This is a genomic window from Actinomycetospora corticicola (assembly GCF_013409505.1).
GTDB lineage: Bacteria > Actinomycetota > Actinomycetes > Mycobacteriales > Pseudonocardiaceae > Actinomycetospora > Actinomycetospora corticicola.
On record NZ_JACCBN010000001.1, the window covers coordinates 2098917 to 2122430 of the forward strand.

Sequence of the window (23514 nt, forward strand, 5' to 3'; positions counted from 1 at the left end):
GTCCGGGACCGTACGGCACGGCGCACCGTCGGGGGCTCGTCCTAGCATGCGGTCACACCGACCAGCAGCACCCGGAGGCGCACCGATCGTGACTACCCTGCCCGACCTCGAACTCAGCGACGCGCAGGCCGCCCACGCGGTCGTCGACGTCCTCGTCGTCGGTCTGCGCCCCGGGGCCGCCCCGGGCGGCGGGGACTCCACCGGGGACTCCGACGAGCCGGTCGCGCCGGTGCTGGTCGGCGCGCAGGACGTCGACGCCGCCTTCTCCGGCGAGCTCGCCTCGCTGCTGGCCCTGACGGGGGCCACCGGCAAGGCCGAGGAGGTCGTCAAGGTCCCGACGCGCGGTGCGGTCACCGCGCCGGTGCTGCTCGCGGTGGGTCTGGGGCCGGAGTCCGCGCCCACGGGGCTGCAGGGCGGTCCGGACGTCGCCGAGCAGGTGCGCCGGGCGTCCGGCGCCGCCACGCGGGCCCTGCCGACGACCGCGACGACGGTCGGGACCACGCTCTCCGGGATCGACCTCGCCGCGGCGGTGGCGGGCACGGTGCTGGGCGCCTACTCCTTCACCGAGTACCGCACCGCCGCGGACGGCCCGGCGCGGTCGGTCTACTTCCTGGGTTCCTCGCAGGGCAGCGGCGGCGCCCCCGAGCGCGAGCGGGCCACCCTCGCCGACGCCGCGATGACCGCGCGGGCGGTGTGCGCGGCCCGTGACCTGATCAACACCCCGCCGAACGACCTCTACCCGGCGGAGTTCGCCCGGCGTGCCACCGAGCTCGCCGAGGCCGTCGGGCTGGGCGTGGAGGTCCTCGACGACGAGGCGCTCGCCGCGGGCGGCTTCGGCGGCGTCCTCGGGGTCGGCGGCGGCTCGTCGCGGCCGCCGCGGATGGTGCGCCTGACCCACACCCACCCCGACGCCACCCGCACCGTGGCCCTCGTCGGGAAGGGCATCACGTTCGACACCGGCGGCATCTCGATCAAGCCCGCCGCGAACATGGACCACATGACCTCGGACATGTCCGGGGCCGCCTGCGTGATCGCCGCGACCTGCCTGGCCGCCGAGCTGGGCCTCGCGGTGAACGTCACGGCGACGGTGCCGATGGCCGAGAACATGCCCTCCGGCACGGCGTACCGCCCGGGCGACGTGCTGACGATGTACGGCGGGAAGACCGTGGAGGTCCTCAACACCGACGCCGAGGGTCGGCTGATCCTGGCCGACGCCATCGTGCGGGCGTGCGAGGACTCCCCCGACTACCTGGTCGAGACCTCGACGCTGACCGGCGCGCAGCTCGTCGCGCTGGGCGCCCGCACCGCCGGGATCATGGGGCAGGACGCCTTCCGCGACCGCGTCACCGCGGCCGCCGCATCGGTCGGCGAGGGCGCGTGGGCCATGCCCATGCCCGAGGAGCTGCGGGGCGACCTCGACTCGCGGGTCGCCGACATCGCCAACGTCACCAACCACCGCTTCGGCGGCATGCTCGCGGCCGGGCTGTTCCTGCGCGAGTTCGTCGCCGACGACGTGCCGTGGGCGCACGTCGACGTCGCCGGCCCGGCCTTCAACACCGGGGGCGCGCACGGCTACACCCCGCGGGGCGGCACGGGCATGCCGGTGCGGACGCTCGCGGCCGTGCTGGCCGACGTCGCCGCGCACGGCTGACGTGATCGATCACCTCGACGGCCCGTTTGCCTGCGGTGGAAGGATGGAGGACAGCGACCGGCTCCGACACGGGTTCTCGACGGACGGAGCCGGCGGTTCCCCTGCGGGCCACACCCGACGTGGGGAACGCCGCACGTCACACGCCGACGCGGGAGAAGTGAGTTGAGCGAGAGCGACACCTACGACGTCCTCATCCTGGGCGGGGGCTCGGGCGGTTACGCCTGCGCGCTCCGCGCGGCGCAGCTGGGGCTCTCCGTGGCCCTCGTCGAGCAGGACAAGCTCGGCGGCACCTGCCTGCACCGGGGCTGCATCCCCACCAAGGCGCTGCTGCACGCCGCCGAGGTCGCCGACAACGCCCGCGAGGGCGAGCAGATCGGTGTGAAGAGCTCGCTGTCGGGCATCGACATGAGCGGCGTCAACTCCTACAAGGACGGCGTCGTCGCGAAGCTCTACAAGGGCCTGCAGGGGCTGATCAAGTCCCGCAAGGTCACCATGATCGAGGGGCACGGCCGGCTCGTCGGCCAGGACACCGTCGAGGTCGACGGCCAGCGCTACACCGGCCGGAACGTCGTGCTGGCGTCCGGCTCCTACTCGAAGACGCTGCCCGGCCTCGAGCTCGGCGGCCGCGTGATCACCTCCACCGAGGCGATCAACCTCGACTACGTGCCCGACCGCGTGGTCGTGCTCGGCGGCGGCGTCATCGGCTGCGAGTTCGCGAGCGTCTGGAAGTCGTTCGGCTCCGAGGTGACGATCGTCGAGGCGCTGCCCCACCTGGTGCCGAACGAGGACGAGTTCCTCTCCAAGCAGCTCGAGCGCCAGTTCCGCAAGCGCAAGATCGCCTTCAAGATCGGCACCAAGTTCACCGGCGTCGAGCAGACCGCGGACGCGGTGACGATCAGCCTGGAGAACGGCGAGCAGATCGAGGCCGACCTCCTGCTCGTCGCCGTCGGGCGCGGCCCGAACACCGCGGACCTCGGGTACGAGGACCAGGGCGTCACCCTCGACCGCGGGTTCGTGCGCACCGACGAGCGGCTCCGCACCGGCGTGGGCAGCGTCTACGCCGTCGGCGACATCGTGCCGGGCCTGCAGCTCGCCCACCGCGGCTTCCAGCAGGGCATCTTCGTCGCCGAGGAGATCGCGGGGCTCAACCCGCCGGTCATCGACGAGACGGGCATCCCGCGGGTCACCTACTGCGAGCCCGAGATCGCGTCGGTCGGTCTCACCGAGGCCCAGGCCAAGGAGGCCTACGGCGAGGTGGTCACCACGACCTACGACCTCGCGGGCAACGGCAAGTCGCAGATCCTCCGCACCGCCGGCGCCATCAAGCTGGTCAAGGGCGGCACGGGTGACGACGCCCCGGTGGTCGGCGTGCACATGATCGGCGCCCGGATCGGCGAGCTCGTCGGAGAGGCGCAGCTCGTCTACAACTGGGAGGCTCTGCCGGTCGAGGTCGCGAACCTCGTCCACGCCCACCCCACGCAGAACGAGGCGTTCGGCGAGGCGCACCTGGCGCTCGCCGGCAAGCCCCTGCACGCGCACGGCTGATCGCCCACACCGGTTCGACGAGGGAGTACCGAGCACGATGGCCTACACCGTCCAGATGCCTGCTCTCGGGGAGAGCGTCACCGAGGGCACCATCACCCGGTGGCTGAAGCAGGAGGGCGACCACGTCGAGGTCGACGAGCCGCTGCTGGAGGTGTCGACGGACAAGGTCGACACCGAGATCCCCTCGCCGCAGGCGGGGGTCCTCCAGCGGATCGTCGCGGCCGAGGACGACACCGTCGAGATCGGCGGCGACCTCGCGGTCATCGGCGACGGTGACGACGACGGCGGCAGCTCCGGCGGGTCCGGGGGCGGGCAGGCCGAGGCGGCACCGGAGCCCGAGCCGGAGCCCGAGGCCCAGCAGTCGGAGCCGGAGCCGGAGCCCGCGCCGTCGGAGCCCGAGCCGGCCCCGGCGTCGTCGGGCGGCAGCAGCTCCGGTGGCTCGTCCGGCGGGTCCGGCGGTGGCTCCGGCACGACGATCGAGATGCCCGCCCTGGGCGAGAGCGTCACCGAGGGCACCATCACCCGCTGGCTCAAGCAGGTCGGCGATGCGGTCGAGGTCGACGAGCCGCTGCTCGAGGTGTCCACCGACAAGGTCGACACCGAGATCCCCTCGCCGGTCGCGGGCACGCTGCTCGAGATCAAGGCGAACGAGGACGACACCGTCGAGGTCGGCGGCGCGCTCGCCGTCGTCGGCGACGGCTCGGCGGACGGCGGGTCGGCCCAGCCCGAGGCGCAGTCCGGACCGGACGCGCAGTCCTCGTCCGACACGCAGGCCTCCTCCGACACGCAGGCGGAGCCGGAGCCGCGGCAGGAGCAGGGGCAGCCCGAGCCCGAGTCGCAGCCGGCGGCCTCGGACGGCGAGCACACCGCGGAGAGCTCGGACGGCGCGGTCGCGGCGTCCGGCGCGGACGACTACGTCTCGCACGAGACCGAGCAGCCCGCCGGGCCGAGCGGCCCGGCGAACGCGGGCTCGCTGCAGTCCGGCGGGGCGCCCTCGAACGGCACGGGCGGGGGCGAGACGGCGGGCTCCCCCTACGTCACGCCGCTGGTGCGCAAGCTCGCCCAGGAGCGCGGGGTCGACCTGGCGTCGGTGTCCGGCACCGGGGTCGGCGGGCGCATCCGCAAGCAGGACGTGGTCGCGGCCGCCGACGAGGCCGACCAGCAGCAGAAGGCGGCCCAGCAGGCGTCCGCGGCGCCGTCGGCGAACGAGCCGACCGCGGCCCCGTCGGACGGGTCGCAGGGTGCGGTGCACGGCGGCGAGGTGCAGAAGCCGGCGGCGAGCCGCAGCTCGAACATCCCGACGCCGGACGACTCCGGTCTGCGCGGCACCACGCAGAAGCTCTCCCGGCGCCGCGCGACCATCGCGAAGCGCATGGTGGAGTCGCTGCAGACCTCCGCGCAGCTCACCACGGTCGTCGAGGCCGACGTCACCCGCATCGCGCGCCTGCGCGACCGGGCGAAGGCCGACTTCGAGCGCCGCGAGGGCGTGAAGCTGTCCTTCCTCCCGTTCATGGCGATCGCCACCGTCGAGGCCCTCAAGGCCCACCCGGTGGTCAACGCCATGATCGACACGGAGAAGGGCGAGGTCACCTACCACGGTTCCGAGCACCTCGGGATCGCGGTGGACTCCCCCGCCGGGCTGATCGTGCCGGTCATCCACGACGCCGGGGACCTCAACCTCGGCGGGCTGGCCCGCAAGATCTCCGACGTGGCGCAGCGGACCCGGGACAACAAGATCTCCCCGGACGAGCTGTCGGGCGGCACGTTCACGATCACCAACACCGGCTCGCGCGGCGCGCTGATCGACACCCCGATCATCAACCAGCCGCAGGTCGGCATCCTCGGCACCGGGGCCGTCGTCAAGAAGCCCGTGGTGGTCACCGACGGCGAGGGCGGTGAGTCGATCGCGATCCGGTCGACGGTCTACCTCTGCCTGTCCTACGACCACCGCATCGTCGACGGCGCCGACGCCGCCCGGTTCCTCGGGTCGGTGAAGGCCCGGCTCGAGGCCGGCGCGTTCGAGGCGGACCTCGGGCTCGTCTAGTCCTGCCCGCTGCTGACCGGAGGGCCCCGTCACGCGACGGGGCCCTTCGTGATGTGTGCGGGGAGTTCCCGAGCGCTCTCATGGCACGAGGATTCCCCGCACGGGACGGGGGTCGGACGAACCGGACAGCGTGTCCAGGTCGCGCCGCACCCCCGACTCCGCGACGATCACGGGTATGCGCGTCGTCATCTCCGGGTCGTCCGGCCTCATCGGCACCGCCCTGGTCCCCCACCTGCGCAGTGCCGGGCACGAGGTGGTCCGCCTCGTGCGGCGCACCCCGCAGGCCCCCGACGAGCGCGGGTGGGACCCGCCGTCGGGACGGATCGACGACGGCGCCCTCGAGGGCGCCGACGCGGTGATCAACCTGTCCGGCGCCGGGATCGGCGACAAGCGCTGGTCGGGCGCCTACAAGCAGGAACTGCGCGACAGCCGCACCATCCCCACCGACGTCCTCGCGCGGGCCGTGGCCGCCCACGGGATCCCCACGTTCATCAGCGGGTCCGCGGTCGGGTTCTACGGCGACACCGGTCAGGTCGCGGTGGACGAGACCGGGGCGCGGGGCCGCGGGTTCCTCGCCGATCTCGTCCGGGACTGGGAGAACGCGACGGCCCCGGCCGCGGAGGCGGGCGCGCGGGTGGTGCTGATCCGCACCGGGCTGGTGCTCTCGCACTCCGGCGGCCTGATGGGCCGGATCAAGCCGATCTTCACGTTCGGGCTGGGCGGCAGGCTCGGGTCCGGCGAGCAGTACTGGCCGTGGATCTCGCTCGACGACGAGGTCGGGGCGATCACCCACGCCCTCGAGCACGACACCGTGGTCGGCCCCCTCAACGCGACCGGGCCCGCCCCGGTGACCAACGCCGAGTTCACGAAGGTCATGGCCGCGACGGTCCACCGGCCGGCGCCCTGGATGGTGCCGGGGTTCGCGATGCGCGCGGTGCTCGGCGAGTTCGCCGACGAGGGCGTGCTGGTCAGCCAGCGCGTCCTGCCCGGCGTGCTCGAGCGTGAGGGCTACACCTTCCAGCACCAGACGGTGCAGGCCGCGCTCGCCGCGGTGCTGGAGTGAGCGGGGCGACGCGCAGCGCAGCGGAGCCGGAGCGGGGTGGGGGTGGGCTGCCGGACGAGGTCGACGTCCTCGTCGTCGGGGCGGGCCTCGCCGGCCTGAATGCGGCACGGACGGTGGCCCGCTCCGGGCGGTCGGTCCTGGTGTGCGAGGCGTCCGACGGGGTCGGCGGCCGGGTCCGCACGGACGTCCTGGACGGCTTCCTGGTCGACCGCGGCTTCCAGATCCTCAACACCTCCTACCCGGCGCTGCGCGCGGCGGTGGACCTCGACGCGCTCGACCTGCACCCCTTCGTGCCGGGCGCCGCGGTCCGCACCGACGACGGGGTGCTGCACCGGGTCGCGCGGCGCCCCACGTGGCTCCCCCGGTCGGCGCTGACCCGGTTGATCTCGCTGCGCGCGAAGCTCGGGATCGCGGGCTTCACCGCCCGCTCGGTGCTCGTGCCCCCGCAGCGTCAGGCCGCGGCACCCGAACGATCCGCCCGCGAGGACCTGGCCCGGTTCGGGCTGTCCGGCCGCGACGTGGACCGCTTCCTGCGCCCGTTCCTCGCCGGGGTGCTCGGCGACGGCGACCTGCAGACCTCGTCGCGGGTGGTGTCGTTGTTCTGGCGCACCTTCGCCCTCGGCGACCTCACGCTGCCGGGCCGCGGGATCGGCGCCATGACGACCCACCTCGCGGCCCGGCTGCCGGCCGGCACCGTCCGGCTGGACACACCCGTGCGCGAGGTCGTCCCGGGCCGCGTCACCACCGACGACGGGACGGTGCGGGCCGGTGCGGTGATCGTCGCGACCGAGGGCACCGACGCGGCGGGACTGCTCGGGGTCCGCGTCGAGGCACCGCGGCCGTTCGCGCTGACCAGCCACTACCACGTGACGGACCGGCCGCCGACGCGTCAGGGGCTGCTCCACCTCGACGGCACCGGCGGCCCGATCGTCAACACCATGGTGCTCACCGCGGCCGTGCCGTCCTACTCCCCCGACCACCGGCACCTCGTCGTCTCCACGGTCCTCGGCGGCGAGGCGTTGCCCGAGCCCCGACTGCGCGCCGAGCTGGAGCGCATCTGGAGCACGGGGACGTCGCACTGGGAACACCTCGCGACCCGGGAGATCCCGCACGCCCTGCCCGCCACCCTCCCGCCGACCCCGCCCGGCCTCCGGCGCCCCGTCGACCTGGGCGACGGACTGTTCGTGGCGGGCGACCACCGGGACACCCCGTCGGTGCAGGGCGCGCTCGTCTCGGGGCGCCGCACCGCCCAGGCGGCGCTGGCGTCGTTGGGCTGACCCTGCCCTGAGGGCAGGAAAGCGTCGTTGCTGTCGCACCACGACAGCAACGACGCGTTCCTGCCGAACCAGCGGGAGTAGGTTCGACCGCATGGGTTCCCACCGTGCGAGCAGCGATCCGGTCGAGGTGCTGGAGCTCGGCACCGTCGAGTACACCGCCGCGTGGGACCAGCAGCGCGCCCACCACGCCGCCCGGGCGGACGACACGGGCCCCGACGTGCTCATGCTGCTCGAGCACCCGAGCGTCTACACCGCCGGGAAGCGCACGCAGCCCGAGGACCGGCCCGCCGACGGCACCCCGGTCGTCGACGTCGACCGGGGCGGCCGCATCACCTGGCACGGCCCGGGGCAGCTCGTCGGCTACCCCATCCTCAAGCTCGGCCAGCCCTTCGACGTGGTCGACCACGTGCGCCGCCTCGAGGAGGCCCTGATCCACGTGTGTGCGGGCCTGGGTCTGGAGACCGGCCGGGTCGACGGCCGCTCCGGGGTGTGGCTGGCCGCGGGCGACGGCCGACCCGAGCGCAAGATCGCCGCCATCGGTGTCCGCGTGGCACGCGGGGTGACGCTGCACGGCTTCTCGCTCAACGCCGACCCCGACCTCACCGCCTTCGGCGCGATCGTCCCGTGCGGGATCACCGACGCGGGCGTCACGAGCCTGTCCGCCGAGCTCGGCCGCCGGGTCGGGGTGGACGAGGTCCGACCCGCCGTCCGGGACGCCATGCTCGCCGCGTTCGCCGGCGATCTCGCCGTTCGTGAGCACACGATCGCCCGTCCGGAGGTCACGGATACGCTGATGGTGGGTAACGTCGCCGTCCAGATGTTGTAACCTCTCGACCGCTCGACTGCGCTCGGTGACCGCTCGTCGCGGTTTGCGTCGGGAAACGCTGTGCGTGACCGACGTGCGACGGACGGTGGCTGGCATGACCCCCCACGACGACATCCGCCGGGCCGGCCGCCGAGGGCACGCGGGCGCCGGACTCGTCGCGGCCCTGGTCCTGGCCGGCCTGACCCTCATGGCGCCGGCCGCGTCCGCCGCCGTGACCCCGACCCAGGCCACCCAGCTCAACCAGGTGTTCGCGCTCACCAACCAGTACCGCCAGCAGGCCGGGTGCAAGGCGCTGATCCGGAACAGCTACGCCGAGAAGGCCGCCCAGGGCCACGCGGACTGGATGGCCTCGACCGGCACCTTCTCCCACACCGGGGCGAACGGCTCGAGCTTCGTCGACCGCATGAAGGCGGCGGGCTACGCGCGGCCGGGCGGGGAGAACATCGCCTACGGCCAGGCGGACGCGCAGGCCGTCATGACCGCCTGGATGAACTCGCCGGGCCACCGGGCGAACATCCTCAACTGCACCTTCACCCGGATCGGCCTCGGCCTCGCCGGCACCCGGAACTACTGGGTGCAGGACTTCGGCTACTGAGTCACGACGTCGGGGCATGCGGCCGGGCGGCGCAAATCACTGCGCCGTCCGGTCGCACCGTTCGTCGACCGCGCCGCTCCGACGCGCCGCTCGCCGCCCCATCTGGCCGTGACCTACCCGTGATCTGGACGGGCTGTCACCGTTCGTGACGTGGGCATCCATCGCGTCGAGCACGCTCCCCGCCGTCGACTGGTACTCGGCGTCGGTGCCGCGGCGGTCGTCCTCGGCCTGGTCGCCGCCGTGCTGGCGCTGCGGCCCTCCGACGAGGCGGTGCAGGACGCGAGTGCGGCCGCCGCCCTGCCCGCGCTCCCCGCCCTCCCCACGCCGGTCCCCCTCGCCCTGCCGCCCCTCCCCGCGGCGGCGCCGGTGCCCACGACGACCACCACGTCGTCGCGCACGACCACCACCACGAGCACGACGACCCGGCGCAGCACGACGCGAGCCGCCGCACCCGCCGTCGGGAAGGGACCCGCCGGACGGGTGCTGGCGCTGGTCAACGCCGCGCGGGCCGAGGCGGGCTGTGGCGCCGTCGCCGGCAACGCCGCCCTGGACCGGGCGGCGGCGGACTACGCCGTACTGATGGCCCGCACCGGCACGTTCTCCCACACCGGCCCGGACGGCTCGGACTTCTCCGAGCGCGTGCGCGCCGCCGGGTACGACGACCCGGGCGGCGAGAACATCGCGCAGGGCCAGACGAGCGCGCACGAGGTCATGACGGACTGGATGAACTCCCCCGGACACCGGCGGAACATCCTCGACTGCTCGTTCCGCACGCTCGGGGTGGGCGAGGCGAGCGACTACTGGGTGCAGGAGTTCGGGCGCTGAGACGTCTGAGGGGCCGGAGCCGCCGCGCCCCTCACAGCCCGCACGTCCCCGCCACGAACCGCAGGTGCTCGAGGTCGGAGAGGTCCAGCACCTGCAGATAGACCCGCTCGACCCCGACGGCGGCGAACTCGTCGAGGCGTGCGGTGAGCTCCTCCGCGGTCCCGGCGATGCCGTGGGCCCGCAGCTCGTCGGGCTCCCGGCCGATCGCGGCGGCCCGTCGGGCCACCTCGGCCTCGGTCCCGCCGACGCACAACACCTGCGCCGTGGAGTACCGCAGGGTCGCCGGGTCCCGCCCGATCGCCGCGCACGCCTCGCGCACCCGCGCGTACTGCGCCGCCACCTGGTCCACGGACGCGAACGGCACGTTGACCTCGTCGGCGTACCGGGCGGCCAGCGCGGGCGTCCGCCGGGGCCCCGAGCCGCCCACGATGATCGGCGGGTGCGGCTCCTGCACCGGCTTCGGCAGCCCGGGGCTCTCGGTGAACCGGTAGTGCTCGCCGTGGAAGGTGTAGCCCTGGCCGACGGGCGTGTTCCACGCCCCGGTGAGGACCTCGAGCTGCTCGGCGAGCATGTCGAAGCGCGTCCCCGTCGTCGGGAAGGGGATGCCGTAGGCGTGGTGCTCCGCCTCGTACCACCCGGTGCCGAGGCCGAGCTCGATCCGGCCGCCGGACATCTGGTCGACCTGGGCGACCGCGACGCCGAGCGGGCCCGGGAGCCGGAAGGTGATCGAGGTCATCATCGTGCCGAGGCGGATGGTCGACGTCTCCCGGGCCAGCGCCCCGAGCGTGATCCACGCGTCGGTGGGCCCGGGCAGGCCCGTCGAGTCGCCCATGGCGAGGAAGTGGTCCGACCGGAAGAAGGCGTCGTACCGGCACTCCTCGGCGCATCGCGCGACCCGGAGGAGGTCGTCGTAGGTCGCGCCCTGCTGCGGTTCGGTGAAGATCCGGAGGTCCATGACGATGATCAGCCTAACGGGGGAGCGGGCGTAGTCTGGTACCCGTGACCGCCAGCGCTGACGCAGGAGCCCCGGCCGGACGCAAGCTGCTCCGCCTCGAGGTCCGGAACTCGCAGACGCCCATCGAGCGCAAGCCCGAGTGGATCCGTACGCGCGTGCAGACCGGCCCGAACTTCTCCGAGCTCAAGGGCATGGTGCGCTCCGCCGGCCTCGCCACGGTGTGCGAGGAGGCGGGCTGCCCCAACATCTACGAGTGCTGGGAGGACCGCGAGGCGACCTTCCTCATCGGCGGCGAGCAGTGCACCCGGCGGTGCGACTTCTGCCAGATCGACACCGGGAAGCCCTCGCCGCTGGACCGCGACGAGCCCCGCAAGGTCGCCGAGTCGGTGCGCCAGATGGGGCTGCGCTACTCGACGATCACCGGCGTCGCCCGCGACGACCTCGACGACGGCGGGTCCTGGCTCTACGCCGAGACCGTCCGCCAGGTCCACGCACTGAACCCGGGCACCGGTGTCGAGCTGCTGATCCCCGACTTCGACGACCGGGACGACCAGCTCGGCCCCGTCTTCGACTCGGCCCCCGAGGTCCTCGCGCACAACCTCGAGACCGTCCCGCGCATCTTCCGCCGCATCCGTCCGGCCTTCCGCTACGAGCGGTCGCTCGACGTGATCCGCAAGGCGCGCGCCGCCGGCCTCGTCACGAAGTCCAACCTCATCCTCGGCATGGGCGAGACCCCCGAGGAGGTCACCGAGGCGATGCAGGACCTGCACGACGCCGGGTGCGACCTGCTCACCCTCACCCAGTACCTCCGCCCCTCGCTGCGCCACCACCCGGTGGAGCGCTGGGTGAAGCCCGAGGAGTTCGTCGAACACCGCGACGCCGCCCTCGAGATGGGTATCGCCGGCGTGATGGCAGGGCCGCTGGTGCGCTCGTCGTACCGGGCCGGTCGGCTCTACGCGCAGGCCAAGCTGCACCGCGGCGAGGCCCTGCCCGAGGGCATGGAGGAACTCGCCGCCGAGGGCGAGGCCCGCCAGGAGGTCGGTTCGGTCCTCGCCCGCCGCGCCTAGGCACCCGTCCGGCAGAATGGGGAGCATGGCCAAGGGCACTGCCGGTAAGGCGACCAAGGAAGAGAAGAAGGCCGCCAAGCAGGCTGCGCGCGCTGCCCGCAAGCAGCGGTGGTCGCAGATCTGGCAGGCCTTCCAGATGCAGCGCAAGGAGGACAAGCTCCTCCTGCCGCTGATGATCGGCGCGGTCGTGGTGACGGCCCTGATCTTCCTGGTCATCGGGCTGCTCCTCGGGCAGTCCTGGTACCTGGTGCCGATCGGCGTCATCCTCGGTCTCGCGGTCGCGATGATCGTGTTCGGGCGCCGCGTGCAGAACAACGTCTACGCCAAGGCCGACGGGCAGCCCGGCGCCGCCGGGTGGGCGCTGGACAACATGCGCGGGCCGTGGCGGGTCACGCAGGCCGTCGCCGGCACCACGCAGCTCGACGTCGTGCACCGGGTCATCGGCCGCCCCGGCGTGATCCTCGTGGCCGAGGGCGCCTCGCACCGCACCAGGGGTCTGCTCGCGCAGGAGAAGAAGAAGGTCTCGCGCGTCGCCGGGCAGGTGCCGATCTACGAGGTCGCGGTCGGCAACGCCGACGGCGAGGTGGAGCTCTCGAAGCTGCAGCGCCACATGGCGAAGCTCCCCCGCAACATCGACCGCGCGCAGATGGACACCCTCGAGAAGCGGCTCGCGGCCATCGCCGGCCGCGGCGGCCCCGCGATGCCGAAGGGCCCGGTGCCCAAGGGCGCTCAGATGAAGGGGATGCAGCGCACGGTCCGCCGGCGCTGACCCCTTCCCGACGCCGGGTGGGGTCGGCTCGGGCCGCCCCGCCGCGGCGAGGTGCACATCAGGCAGGCGCCCGGCGGCCGGAACCTGCCTGACGTCACCCTCGCGGCCGGGGGTCAGCGCGTGCGGATCACCATCGTGCGGCTGACCCGGTCGTGCAGGCCGCGGCCCTGCCGGTCCATGATCGCCGCGGGCACGATGAAGAACAGCGACGCGGTGCGGGCCAGCGCCCACAGGCCGACCCGGTCCACCCCGTCGACCCGCACCACCCGCATCCCAGTCAGCACCATCGCCGGCGTCTGCCCGATCAGGGCGACCGGGACGGTGACCAGCACCGCCCACACCACGAGGCTGAGCGCCGGCGGCGCCGGGAAGGTGAAGGCCGCCGCCACGAGGCCGCCGATCACCAGGTCGAGCAGGAACTGGCCGAGCCGCGCCGGGGCACTCGCGACCGATCCCGGCCCCGACTCCGGCAGGCCGAGATCCCGGCCCGGGTATCCCTCGTCGGGCTCCGCCGGACGGGTGGCGCCGCGCACCGACGGTGAACGCCCGTTCGGCCCAGTGGTCGACGCGCCCCGTGTCGGCGTCGACGCACGGACCGGGCGGTCCCGACCTTCCGGACCACCACTCGACGCCCGGTCAGGCCCGTCGTCGGTGAGCCATTCACGAAACCACGACACTCTGACAGGCTACGGTGCCGCACCGTCGGGGCGCGTGACGGCAACGTGGCCGGACGACCCCCGGGAAGCGGGCGAGACTGTGACATGCGCCCGTTAACTGCTGTGAAACAACGGTGCGACGAGCGAGAAACCTACGCCGCCTAGCGTCCGGGTCACCTGAAACGGTGAGTCGAGCCCGGCCGGGCGCGGTGGCTCGGCCGTGAATGACAGTGCCAGAGAAGGAGCCAGCGAGGGTGTTCAGCAACAAGGACGAGGTCTTCAAGTACATCTCCGACGAGGGGGTGCAGTACGTCGACGTCCGGTTCTGCGACCTCCCTGGCCAGATGCAGCACTTCACCGTGCCCGCCTCGGAGTTCAGTGACGCCGTCTTCGAGGACGGTCTCGCCTTCGACGGCTCGTCGGTCACCGGATTCCAGACCATCAACGAGTCGGACATGACGCTGCTGCCCGACGTGGCGACCGCGCGCATCGACCCGTTCCGGGCCCAGAAGACCCTGAACGTCAACTTCTTCGTCCACGACCCGCTGACGCTCGAGGCCTACAGCCGCGACCCGCGCAACGTGGCCCGCAAGGCGGAGAACTTCCTGTCGACGGTCGACGTCGCCGACACGTGCTTCTTCGGCCCCGAGGCCGAGTTCTACATCTTCGACGAGGTCCGCTACGAGTCCTCGATGCGCACCCAGTTCTACGCCGTCGACTCGGTCGAGGGCGCGTGGAACACCGGGCGCGACGAGCCGGGTGGCAACAAGGGCTACAAGATCCCGGCCAAGGGCGGCTACTTCCCGGTCGAGCCGACCGACCAGACCTCCGACCTGCGCGCCGCGATCGGCACCAACCTCATCAACTCGGGCTTCGAGCTCGAGAAGCTGCACCACGAGGTCGGCACCGGCGGCCAGGCCGAGATCAACTACAAGTTCAACACGCTGCTGCACGCGGCGGACGACCTGCAGCTGTTCAAGTACATCGTCAAGAACACGGCGTGGCAGGCGGGCAAGACCGTCACCTTCATGCCGAAGCCGATCGCCGGCGACAACGGCTCGGGCATGCACTGCCACCAGTCGCTGTTCAAGGGCGGCGAGCCGCTGTTCTACGACGAGAACGGCTACGCCGGGCTCTCCGACCTCGCCCGCCACTACATCGGCGGCATCCTGCACCACGCGCCCTCGCTCGTGGCGTTCACCAACGCCACCGCGAACTCGTACCACCGCCTGGTGCCCGGCTTCGAGGCCCCGATCAACCTGGTCTACTCGAACCGCAACCGCTCGGCCTGCGTGCGCATCCCGATCACCGGCAACAACCCGAAGGCCAAGCGCCTCGAGTTCCGCTGCCCGGACTCGTCGGGCAACCCGTACCTGTCCTTCGCGGCCATGATGATGGCCGGCCTCGACGGCATCCGGAACAAGATCGAGCCGCCGACGCCGGTCGACAAGGACCTCTACGAGCTCCCGCCGGAGGAGGCCGCCAACATCGCGCAGGTGCCGGCCAGCCTCGACGCCGCCGTGAACAACCTCGAGGCCGACCACGACTACCTGCTCGAGGGCGGCGTCTTCACGTCCGACCTGATCGAGAAGTGGATCGAGCTCAAGCGCGACGACGTGACGGGCCTACGGCTGCGCCCGCACCCGTACGAGTTCGAGCTGTACTACAACTGCTGATCCAGCAGGTCGTCGGAACGGCCCGGTCCCCTCGCGGGGGCCGGGCCGTTCTGCGTTCTCCAGGCCTTCCCCCACGCCTTCCCGACGGCGGGTCCTACCGCCGGTCGCGCACGTCCTCCCGCGGCGAGAGGGCCGCGGCCGCGACGTACTGGTAGACGTAGCGGATCTCCTCGCCCTGGCTGATGGGCACGCACACCCAGCCCACCCACTCCCCCGTCGTCGTGCGGCGCCAGCCGAGGAGCTCGCCCGGGACGCGGCTCTGCAGGTCGACCCCGTCGGGGACCGCCCGGGACGGACGACCGGCCGGCCGCGGGTAGGCCACGGCGAGGTCCACCCACACCCGGCGCACCTCTGTGCGCTGCAGGGCGCCCGAGCGGTCGTTGCGCCGCTGCGCCGGCCCGCGCTCCTCGAACACGTGTTCGATGATGACGGTGGGCCCGCCTCCGCGCCAGCCGGCCGGCCCACATCACCCGTTGTCATGATCTACGGAGCGTGAGCACGACGGGCGAGAAGCGTCAATTTTCGACATAAATCCGCGAGAACCCCGGGATTTGCTTGCTCTCCTACGCACGCTGTGTGACTCTATGGCGGTCCACACAGGTGAAGCACCCGCTCACCGGACACCGAGAAGTCACTCAGTGTGAGGAGTTCGCCATGCGCAACCGTCTTCCCTCCTGGAAGTCCGCCCTCGCCACCGTCGCCGTCGCCGGCGCCGCGCTGCTCGCCACCGCTCCCCCAGCCCTGGCCCAGGACGGTGGAGGTGGCCCCGACCCGACGCAGGCGCCGATCGCGGAGAAGGTCAGCGGCGAGGTGCTCCCCGCCGTCGACCGCCTCCAGATCACCTCGGCCGCGGGCGTCCTGGTCAACCCGAACACCGGCGAGTACGCCCGCGTCGACGCGTTCTCGGTCGGCTGCACCGGCTTCACCGTCGGCTCCGACGGCTGGATCGCCACCGCCGGCCACTGCGTCGACCCGGCCATGATGGCCATGCAGGCCCGCCTCACGGTCGCGAACGAGTACGGCGCGGCGGGCTACGACGCCAACGCCATGTACAGCTACCTGCAGGACTTCGTGTTCGTCGACGGCACCGGGAACGCCGCCCCGGCCATCACCGTGCAGGTGCTGCCCGCCACCGCCGCCCCCGGCGACAAGCCGATGGACGCCAAGGTCGTGGACTACCAGGCCTACAACAAGGGCGACACGGCGCTGCTCAAGGTCGACGGCCACAACATGCTGAGCATCGAGGTGGCTCCGGGCGGTCCGGCCCCGACCGGCATGCCGGTCATGTCGATGGGCTACCCCGGCGCCCGGGACGACGCGATGGACCCGAGCATGACGCCCACCTGGAAGGAGGGCGCGGTCAGCTCGCAGCAGACCCAGGACGGCATCGCCTACACCGAGGTGACCACCGAGATGGGCCACGGCATGAGCGGCGGCCCGACGGTGAACCAGCAGGGTCAGGCGATCGGCATCAACAGCCAGGCCACCGGCGACGGCGGCAACTCCTTCAACTTCATCGCCCCGTCGTCGCGCCTCGCCGAGCTGATGGCCCGCAACGGCGTCCCGACCGCGCCGAGCCCCGTCGACGCCGCCTACCGCACCGGCATGGAGCTCTACTACCAGGGCTACTACTCGGACGCGATCGAGCAGTTCGACGCCGTCCTCGCGCTCGCCCCGGGCAACAAGGCCGCCGTGGACTACAAGAACAGGGCCGTGCAGGCGCACGACCAGTTCGGTGACACCGGCCTCGGCCTGCTCGGCTGGGGCCTGATCGGGGGCGGCTCGCTGCTCGTGCTGGTCGTCGGCGGATGCGTCGTGGGCGTGGTCGTCAGCCGTCGGCGCCGCGCCGCGGCGAGCGTCCCGCAGGTGAACGTCGCCCAGCCCGGCTTCGGGCTGCCGTCCGGCTACCAGGTCCCGCTGCAGCACGACCCGGCCGCAGCCCCGCTGTCCCAGCAGCAGCCCGGCGTCGGGGTCCCGCAGCAGGCTCCCGCCGGCTTCGGCGCCGCCCCGTTCGGCCAGGCCGGTCAGCCGGGCCAGACCGCTCAGCACGTCCCGGACATGCAGTACGTCGCGATGCCGGCCGCGCCGGCCTCGCCCCCGGTCGGGTTCCCCGCGCCCACCGCAACCCCGATCGCGGTCGCCTCGACCGCCCCGCGGCACGAGGCCCCCGCCGTCGCCCCGGAGGCCCCCGCCGTCGCCGTCGCGACCCCGCCGTCGGCCTGGCCGGCGCCGGCGACCGAGGCCCCGGTGGCGCCCGCCGCTGTGGCCCCGACCGGTCCGGGCCACTGCCCGAACTGCGGCGCCGCCCGCGGCGCCGGGGCCCGCTTCTGCGGCGGCTGCGGGGTGGGGCTGAGCTGAGGCACCGCTGATCCACCCCGCACGACGACGGGCCGTCCGGCTGCTGCCGGGCGGCCCGTCCGCGTGGGTCGGACACGAGCGGAAACCCCTGGGCCATCCAGGGGCTTCTACGCATTCCCCGCCCCGCCCCGCTTCGTAGTTTCGGCGTCACCGCTGGTCAGGGCCCTCGACGGGCCCCCGGAACGAAGCGAGCACCGCCATGAAGCGAGCGTTGACCACCCTGCTCACCGGCGTCGTCGTCGGGAGCTCTCTCCTCGTGACGGCCGGCCCCGCCGCCGCGACCGAGCCCGCCCTCCCCCGCGAGCGGCTCGTCGCCCAGGTCCTCCCGGCCGTCACCTACGTCGAGACCCGCGCCACCGGCTGGGTCCGCGAGAGGGGCACCGGCCGGGAGATCGGCACCGTCAACCTCACCGGCACCTGCTCGGGAGTGCTCGTCTCCGGCGACGGTCACGTCGCCACCGCCGGGCACTGCGTCGACGCCGCCGACCTCACCGACTCGCTGCGCGGGCAGCTCGCCCGCGAGGTCGCGGCCACTCCGGACGCGACCGGCACGCCCGCGCAGTACGAGGCGTTCATCCTCGCCCGCTACGACATCGGCGGCCCGACCTCCGGCAGCCCCGTCGAGCGCGACGTCACCGTCGTCCGCGCCGACGCCTCCGGCCCCGAGCGCCGCCTCGACGCGCGGATCGTCGACTCGCTGCCGAACGAGCGCGGCGACGTCGCCCTGCTCGACGTCGACGGCGAGAACCTCTCCGCCGCGCCCCTCGCCCCGGCCGGGGACCCGACGCCCGGCGCGCCGGTCACCGCAGTGGGCTACCCCGCCGACCGGGACCGCCTCATGGACCCCAGCCGCACCCCGAGCTGGAAGGACGGCACCGTCAGCTCGGTCCAGACCCGCGACGGCGTGCCGTTCGTCGAGGTCAGCGCGGACATGGCGCCGGGGATGAGCGGCGGTCCGGCCGTCGACGCACAGGGACGGCTCGTCGGGCTCAACAGCATGGGGATCGGCGACTCCGGGGCGTTCAACTTCCTCGCCCCGACCTCCACCCTCCGTGCGATGCTCGAGCGGAACGGGGTCCGGACCGATCCCGGTCCGGTCGACGTCCGCTACCGCGCCGGTCTCGACGCCCTCGCCGCCGGGGAGAACGCCGACGCGGTCGCCGCGTTCCTCGACGTCACGCGCTTGCGTCCGGACCACACGCAGGCCGCGAAGCAGCTCACGGCGGCGCAGCAGGCCTACGCCACCGACGGCGACGCGAGCGAGCACCGCACCCGCACGCTGCTGCTCGTCGCCGGTGGGATCGCGGTGGTCCTGCTGATCGGCGGCGGGGCCCTCACCGCGGTGCTCCTCGTCCGTCGTTCGCGCCGCCGGACCGCCGCGGCCTTCCCGACGACGGGACCGATCGGCCCGTTCCCGACGGCGGGCTTCCCCGCCGGGCACCCCAGCGGCCCCCTCCCGACGCCGGGTCCGACCGCTCCCTTCGCCACCCCGCCGTGGGGTGCCGTGCCCGCCCCGCGCCCGGAGGCCCCCGCCGTCGAGCGGACGCCCGAGGACCACTGATCCGCGTCACCGAAGGGCACACGGGGCAGGTCCCGAGGCCACCGGACCTGCCCCGTGTGCCCGTCGCTCCCTCGGCCCCCGACCCTGTCGGGGGTCGCTGCCATGGTGCGAGCCGCCGGGGTTCCACGAGGGCCCCACGAGGCAGGTCCCGGACCCGGCTGACGTGACCCTCGCGAGCGGGGACTCCGGCTAGCCCGCGAGCGCGTCCCGCAGCGCCAGGATGCGATCGACCGAACGGTCCACGTCCTCCGGGGTGGTCGACCAGTTGGACACCGAGAACCGCAGCGCGGGCGCGCCGTCCCACAGCGTCCTGCCCACCCAACAGGTGCCGTCCTCCGCCACCGCCCGGGCGAGGTCGGCGACGTCCACCCCGGGCACCCGCAGGAGGACCTGGTTCAGGACGACGTCGTTGACCACTTCCACGCCCCCGGCGGCGAACCGGTCAGCAGCGAGGAGCGCGAGGTCGCAGCACCGGTCGACGAGATCGGCGGCCCCGGTGCGCCCCAGGGCCCGCAGCGCGGCGTACACCGGGATGCCCCGCGGCCGGCGAGAGTTCTCCAGCGTGTGGGTCGACGGGTCGGCCTCTCCGAGCGGCAGGTACGGCGCGGACACCGACAGCGCGGTGGCGAGCGCCGCCCCGTCGCGGACGATCGCCAGCGCCGAGTCGTAGGGCACGTTCAACCACTTGTGCGCGTCGACCGCCCACGAGTCGGCGCGCTCCGCCCCGGCGACCAGGTGCCGCCGACGCGGCGACGCCGCCGCCCAGAGCCCGAACGCGCCGTCGACGTGCAGCCAGGCGTTCGCGTGCTCCGCCACCACGGCCGCGACCGCGTCCAGCGGATCGCACGCCCCGGTGTTCACCTGTCCGGCCTGCGCGCACACGAGCACCGGCCCCGGCGCTCCGGCCATCGTCGAGCGCAGGGCGTCCGGCTGCATCCGGCCCTGCGCGTCCGCCGCCACCCGCACGGCGTGCCGGGCCCCGAACCCGAGCAGCCGCAGCGCCTGCACGACCGTCGCGTGGGCCGCGGCCCCGACGAGCACCGTCACGGTCGGCGCGCCCGCGAGACCATCGGCCTCGACGTCCCAGCCCGTGGCGGCGAGCAGCGCGTGCCGGGCGGCGGCGAGGCAGGCGATGTTCGCCGTCTGCGCGCCGGTCGCGAACCCGACGGCGGCCTCCGACGGCAGGCCGAGCAGTTCGAGGGCCCACCGTCCGGCCACCTCCTCCACGACGGCAGCGCCGGGCGACATCACGGCCACGGCCGCGTCCTGGTCGGTGGCCGAGACCACCCAGTCCGCGGCGAGGGCCACCGGGAGCGACCCGCCGGTGACGAACCCGAAGTAGCGGGGCCCGCCGCTCGCGACGAGGCCCGGCTCGAGCGCCGCGGTCAGGTGGCCCAGCACCGCCGCCGCGTCGAGCCCGTCGTCGGGAAGGTCCCCGAGTCGCGCCCGGATCGCCGCGGGGTCGGCCGGGACCCCCACCGGGCGGTCGGGCAGCGACGCGAGCCAACGGTCGGCGAACCGCCGGGCCGCGTCGAGCGCGGGTCCATGACCGTCCATCAGACCGCCGAGAACACCCGGTCGACCGCGGCGCGGGCGTGCCGGGTGATGCGGCGGTACTCGTCGATGCACGCCCCCGGGTCGTCCTCGGCGAAGCCCAGGGCCGACGCGATCCCGGCGAGCTCGCGGCCCGAGCGGGGCAGCTGGTCGGTCGGCTTCCCGCGCACGAGCGTGGCGATCCCCCGGGCGCGGGTCGCGGTCGTCCACCCGGCCGTGAGCGCGGCGGCGTCGGCCTCGGTGAGCAGGTCCGCCTCCTGCAGGGCCACGAGCGCGTCGAGCGTCGAGGGCGTCCGCAGGGACGGCACCGCCGCGGCGTGCTGGAGCTGGAGCAGCTGCACCGTCCACTCGACGTCGGCGAGCCCGCCGGTACCGAGCTTGGTGTGCAGGGCACGGTCGGCCCCACGCGGCAGCCGCTCGGCGTCGATCCGGGCCTTCATCCGCCGGATCTCGGTCGCCTGCTCGTCGGGGAGCCCGCCCTCGGGGTACCGGTAGGGCGCGATCATCTCGGTGAACCGGCGCCCGAGGTCCTCGTCGCCCGCGACGGGCCTGGCCCGCAGCAGGGCCTGGCACTCCCAGGTCTGGGCCCAGCGGCGCAGGTAGTCCGCGTACGACGACAGGGTCCGCACCAGCGGGCCGCTGCGCCCCTCCGGGCGGAGCTTGGTGTCCACCTCGAGGGCCGGGTCGGGGCTGGGCGCCCCGAGTGCGGCGATCGCCGACTCGACCACGCTGCGGGCGTAGGTGGTCGCCTCCTGGTCGGTCGCGCCCGCGGCGGGCTCGCAGACCGCGACGACGTCCGCGTCCGAGCCGTAGCCCAGCTCGCTCCCGCCGAGCCGACCCATCCCGATGATCGCGATCGTCGCGGGGGCCGGGCTGTCGCCGGCCCGCTCGCGGATCGCGGCCTCGAGCGCGGCCTGCAGGACGGCCGCCCACACGCTGGTCAGCGCCCGGCAGACGCTCGCCACGTCGGTCAGCCCGAGCAGGTCCGCGCACGCCACGCGCAGCAGCTCCACCCGCCGCAGCGAGCGGGCCACGTTGCCGGCCGAGCGGGGATCGGTGTGCCGGGCGACGGCCGCCCGCAGCGACTGCGCGACCTCGTCGGGCTCCCGGGCGACCAGGTCCGCCGTCGGGCCGTCGCCCCCGAGCAGGCGCAGCACCTCCGGGGAGCGCGGCATCATCTCGGCCACCCAGCGGGAGGTGCCGAGCACGTACATCAGCCGGTCCGCCGCGACGCCCTCGTCGCGCAGCAGGGCGAGGAACCACGGCGTGGACGCGAGCGCCTCGGAGACCTTGCGGTAGGCCAGCAGCCCGTGGTCGGGGTCGGCGGTGTGGCCGAGCTGGTCGAGCAGCACCGGCAGGAGCGCGCGCTGGATGCGGGCCGCGCGACTGGTCCCCGCGGTCAGCGCCGCGACGTGCTTGAGGGCTCCCGACGGCGAGCTCCACCCGAGGGCCGCGAGGCGGCGGGTCGCGGACTCCTCGGTGAGGACCAGGTCCGAGCCGGCCACGCGGGCCACGGAGTCCAGCAGCGGGCGGTAGAAGAGCTTCTCGTGCAGCCGCCGCACCCGCACCGTGGTGCGGGACTGCTCGGCCTGCAGCACCCCGACCGCGTCGCGGCGGCCGTCGGCGCGCAGCTTCGCCGCGCGGGCGAGCCACCGCAGGCCCGCGGTGTCGTCGTCGGAGGGGAAGAGGTGGGTGCGGCGCAGGCGCTGCAACTGGACGCGGTGCTCGAGCAGCCGCAGGAAGCGGTAGGAGGCGGCGAGGTTCGCGGCGTCGTCACGGCCGATGTAGCCGCCCTCGCCGAGCGCCGCGAGCGTCTCCAGCGTGTTCGGGCCGCGCAGCGACTCGTCGCCGCGCCCGTGCACGAGCTGCAGCAGCTGGACGGCGAACTCCACGTCGCGCAGCCCCCCGCGGCCCAGCTTGAGCTCGCGGTCGGCCACGTCGTGGCGGATGTGCTCCTCCACCCGCTTGCGCATCGCCCGCACGTCGGGCACGAAGTCGTCCCGCTCGGCGGCGCTCCACACCATCGGCGCGAGCGCCTCGCAGTACTCCCGCCCCAGCTCGCGGTCCCCCGCCACCGGCCGGGCCTTGAGCAGCGCCTGGAACTCCCAGGTCCGGGCCCACCGCTGGTAATAGGCGACGTGCCCGTCCAGGGTCCGGGTCAGCTGGCCCTGCCGACCCTCCGGGCGCAGATTCGCGTCGACCTCGAGGAACGCCTCGGTGGCCACCCGCATCATCGTCGAGGCCAGCCGCGTGGCCATGTCCGCGGGGCCGTCGTGCAGGAAGATGACGTCGATGTCGGAGACGTAGTTCAGCTCGCGCCCGCCGCACTTGCCCATCCCGATCACGCCGAGGCGTACGCCCGCCACCCGCTCTGCCCCGACCTCCGCGCGGGCCACGGCGAGCGCGGCCTCCAGGCCCGCCGTCGCGACGTCGGCGAGCTGCCCCGAGATCGCGTCGACCGGCCAGAACGGGAGCTCCGGCTCGCACACCGACTGCAGGTCCGCCGCCGCGAGCAGCAGCACGTCGTCGCGCCAGGCCAGGCGCAGCAGCTCCACCGCGGCCGGGCCGGTGACGCTCGCGACCGGGGCGTCCTGCTCCGGGTCCGCGCCGACCGCGTCCAGGTGCGTGCGGCACCGGTCCTCCGCGCTCGGCATCCGGGAGGTGTCGTGCACCCGGCCGGGCGCGAGGACGGTGCGCAGCAGCCGCCACCGCTCGGGCTGCGACACCAGGTGGTCGCCCAGCGCCGTCGAGCCGCCGAGCACCCCGAAGAGCCGGCCGCGCAGCCCCTGGTCGACACGCAGCGCCCCCTCGAGCTCCGCCCACCCCTCGCCCAGCGACTCCCGCATCCGCTCGACCGTCGACAGTGCCAGGTCCGGGTCGGCGGCCCGCGCCAGGGCCCACACGACGAGGGCGGCGGCCGGGACCGCGTCGTCGCCGTCCCACCAGCCCAGGTCGGCCAGGCGCGGCCCGGCGTCGGGCTCGGTGAAGCCGAGACGGGCCGGCGCGCGAGCAGGACGGCGGTCGCGCGCGACGGGAGGGGTCGTCACACGGGCGAGCCTAGTCGCGCCGGAGCCGCCGTCGTGGCGCGCCGC

The 23514-nt window shown here is 74.0% G+C and carries 18 protein-coding genes; 13 read left to right on the forward strand and 5 right to left on the reverse strand.

The genetic code is table 11. The features are described 5' to 3' along the window. The first annotated feature begins 46 nt into the window (after positions 1 to 46). From BJ983_RS09985 to BJ983_RS10020, 8 genes are all read left to right on the forward strand, one after another. Positions 47 to 1651, forward strand: a complete 1605-nt coding sequence (locus BJ983_RS09985; protein WP_179793656.1) for a leucyl aminopeptidase — start codon at positions 47 to 49, stop codon at positions 1649 to 1651. Positions 1652 to 1813: 162 nt separating this feature from the next. Then, positions 1814 to 3196 carry a dihydrolipoyl dehydrogenase gene (gene lpdA / locus BJ983_RS09990; RefSeq protein WP_179793657.1) on the forward strand — a complete coding sequence of 461 codons (1383 nt, stop codon included), beginning with the start codon at positions 1814 to 1816 and terminating at the stop codon, positions 3194 to 3196. Between the two features lie 37 nt (positions 3197 to 3233). Beyond that, positions 3234 to 5240, forward strand: a complete 2007-nt coding sequence (gene sucB, locus BJ983_RS09995) for a 2-oxoglutarate dehydrogenase, E2 component, dihydrolipoamide succinyltransferase (RefSeq protein ID WP_179793658.1) — start codon at positions 3234 to 3236, stop codon at positions 5238 to 5240. Positions 5241 to 5415: 175 nt separating this feature from the next. Then, complete coding sequence (locus BJ983_RS10000; protein WP_179793659.1) at positions 5416 to 6303, forward strand: TIGR01777 family oxidoreductase; 888 nt, start codon at positions 5416 to 5418, stop codon at positions 6301 to 6303. Further along, positions 6300 to 7580 carry an NAD(P)/FAD-dependent oxidoreductase gene (locus tag BJ983_RS10005; RefSeq protein WP_343053980.1) on the forward strand — a complete coding sequence of 427 codons (1281 nt, stop codon included), beginning with the start codon at positions 6300 to 6302 and terminating at the stop codon, positions 7578 to 7580. The genes BJ983_RS10000 and BJ983_RS10005 overlap by 4 nt, the downstream gene beginning before the upstream one ends. Before the next feature lie 91 nt (positions 7581 to 7671). Further along, positions 7672 to 8406, forward strand: a complete 735-nt coding sequence (gene lipB, locus BJ983_RS10010; RefSeq protein WP_179793660.1) for a lipoyl(octanoyl) transferase LipB — start codon at positions 7672 to 7674, stop codon at positions 8404 to 8406. A gap of 94 nt (positions 8407 to 8500) precedes the next feature. Then, entirely contained in the window at positions 8501 to 9001 is a 501-nt protein-coding gene (locus tag BJ983_RS10015) for a CAP domain-containing protein (RefSeq protein WP_179793661.1), read from the forward strand. A gap of 150 nt (positions 9002 to 9151) precedes the next feature. Then, positions 9152 to 9826 carry a CAP domain-containing protein gene (locus BJ983_RS10020; protein WP_343053981.1) on the forward strand — a complete coding sequence of 225 codons (675 nt, stop codon included), beginning with the start codon at positions 9152 to 9154 and terminating at the stop codon, positions 9824 to 9826. Positions 9827 to 9857: 31 nt separating this feature from the next. Here BJ983_RS10020 and BJ983_RS10025 read toward each other — a convergent pair whose 3' ends face one another. After that, complete coding sequence (locus BJ983_RS10025; protein ID WP_179793662.1) at positions 9858 to 10781, reverse strand: LLM class F420-dependent oxidoreductase; 924 nt, start codon at positions 10779 to 10781, stop codon at positions 9858 to 9860. A 44-nt stretch (positions 10782 to 10825) separates the two neighbouring features. On the opposite strand from BJ983_RS10025, the gene lipA reads away from it, so the two are divergent. Both lipA and BJ983_RS10035 read left to right on the forward strand, forming a co-directional pair. Further along, positions 10826 to 11848 carry a lipoyl synthase gene (lipA, locus tag BJ983_RS10030; protein WP_179793663.1) on the forward strand — a complete coding sequence of 341 codons (1023 nt, stop codon included), beginning with the start codon at positions 10826 to 10828 and terminating at the stop codon, positions 11846 to 11848. A gap of 25 nt (positions 11849 to 11873) precedes the next feature. Next, positions 11874 to 12617 carry a DUF4191 domain-containing protein gene (locus BJ983_RS10035; protein ID WP_218890197.1) on the forward strand — a complete coding sequence of 248 codons (744 nt, stop codon included), beginning with the start codon at positions 11874 to 11876 and terminating at the stop codon, positions 12615 to 12617. Between the two features lie 113 nt (positions 12618 to 12730). Here BJ983_RS10035 and BJ983_RS10040 read toward each other — a convergent pair whose 3' ends face one another. Further along, the gene (locus BJ983_RS10040) at positions 12731 to 13150 is read right to left on the reverse strand and encodes an RDD family protein (RefSeq protein ID WP_179793665.1); all 420 of its coding nucleotides are present in this window, start codon (positions 13148 to 13150) and stop codon (positions 12731 to 12733) included. A gap of 347 nt (positions 13151 to 13497) precedes the next feature. Here BJ983_RS10040 and glnA point away from each other — a divergent pair, with 347 nt between their 5' ends. Further along, the gene (gene glnA, locus BJ983_RS10045; RefSeq protein WP_218890198.1) at positions 13498 to 14949 is read left to right on the forward strand and encodes a type I glutamate--ammonia ligase; all 1452 of its coding nucleotides are present in this window, start codon (positions 13498 to 13500) and stop codon (positions 14947 to 14949) included. Positions 14950 to 15043: 94 nt separating this feature from the next. Here the strand turns inward: glnA and BJ983_RS10050 are convergent, their stop codons facing one another. Next, on the reverse strand, positions 15044 to 15364 hold the full coding sequence (locus tag BJ983_RS10050) for a hypothetical protein (RefSeq protein WP_179793667.1): 321 nt from the start codon (positions 15362 to 15364) through the stop codon (positions 15044 to 15046). A 239-nt stretch (positions 15365 to 15603) separates the two neighbouring features. On the opposite strand from BJ983_RS10050, the gene BJ983_RS31595 reads away from it, so the two are divergent. After that, on the forward strand, positions 15604 to 17307 hold the full coding sequence (locus BJ983_RS31595; RefSeq protein WP_179793668.1) for a trypsin-like peptidase domain-containing protein: 1704 nt from the start codon (positions 15604 to 15606) through the stop codon (positions 17305 to 17307). 199 nt (positions 17308 to 17506) lie between these two features. Beyond that, the gene (locus BJ983_RS10060) at positions 17507 to 18868 is read left to right on the forward strand and encodes a S1 family peptidase (RefSeq protein ID WP_179793669.1); all 1362 of its coding nucleotides are present in this window, start codon (positions 17507 to 17509) and stop codon (positions 18866 to 18868) included. A 189-nt stretch (positions 18869 to 19057) separates the two neighbouring features. On the opposite strand, the gene BJ983_RS10065 is transcribed toward BJ983_RS10060, so the two are convergent. Further along, positions 19058 to 20425 (reverse strand): pyridoxal phosphate-dependent decarboxylase family protein, encoded by a 1368-nt coding sequence (locus tag BJ983_RS10065; protein WP_179793670.1) that lies wholly within the window; start codon positions 20423 to 20425, stop codon positions 19058 to 19060. Continuing rightward, positions 20425 to 23469, reverse strand: coding sequence for a bifunctional [glutamine synthetase] adenylyltransferase/[glutamine synthetase]-adenylyl-L-tyrosine phosphorylase (locus tag BJ983_RS10070; protein WP_179793671.1), 3045 nt, complete (start codon positions 23467 to 23469; stop codon positions 20425 to 20427). The genes BJ983_RS10065 and BJ983_RS10070 overlap by 1 nt, the downstream gene beginning before the upstream one ends. Positions 23470 to 23514: the final 45 nt, after the last annotated feature.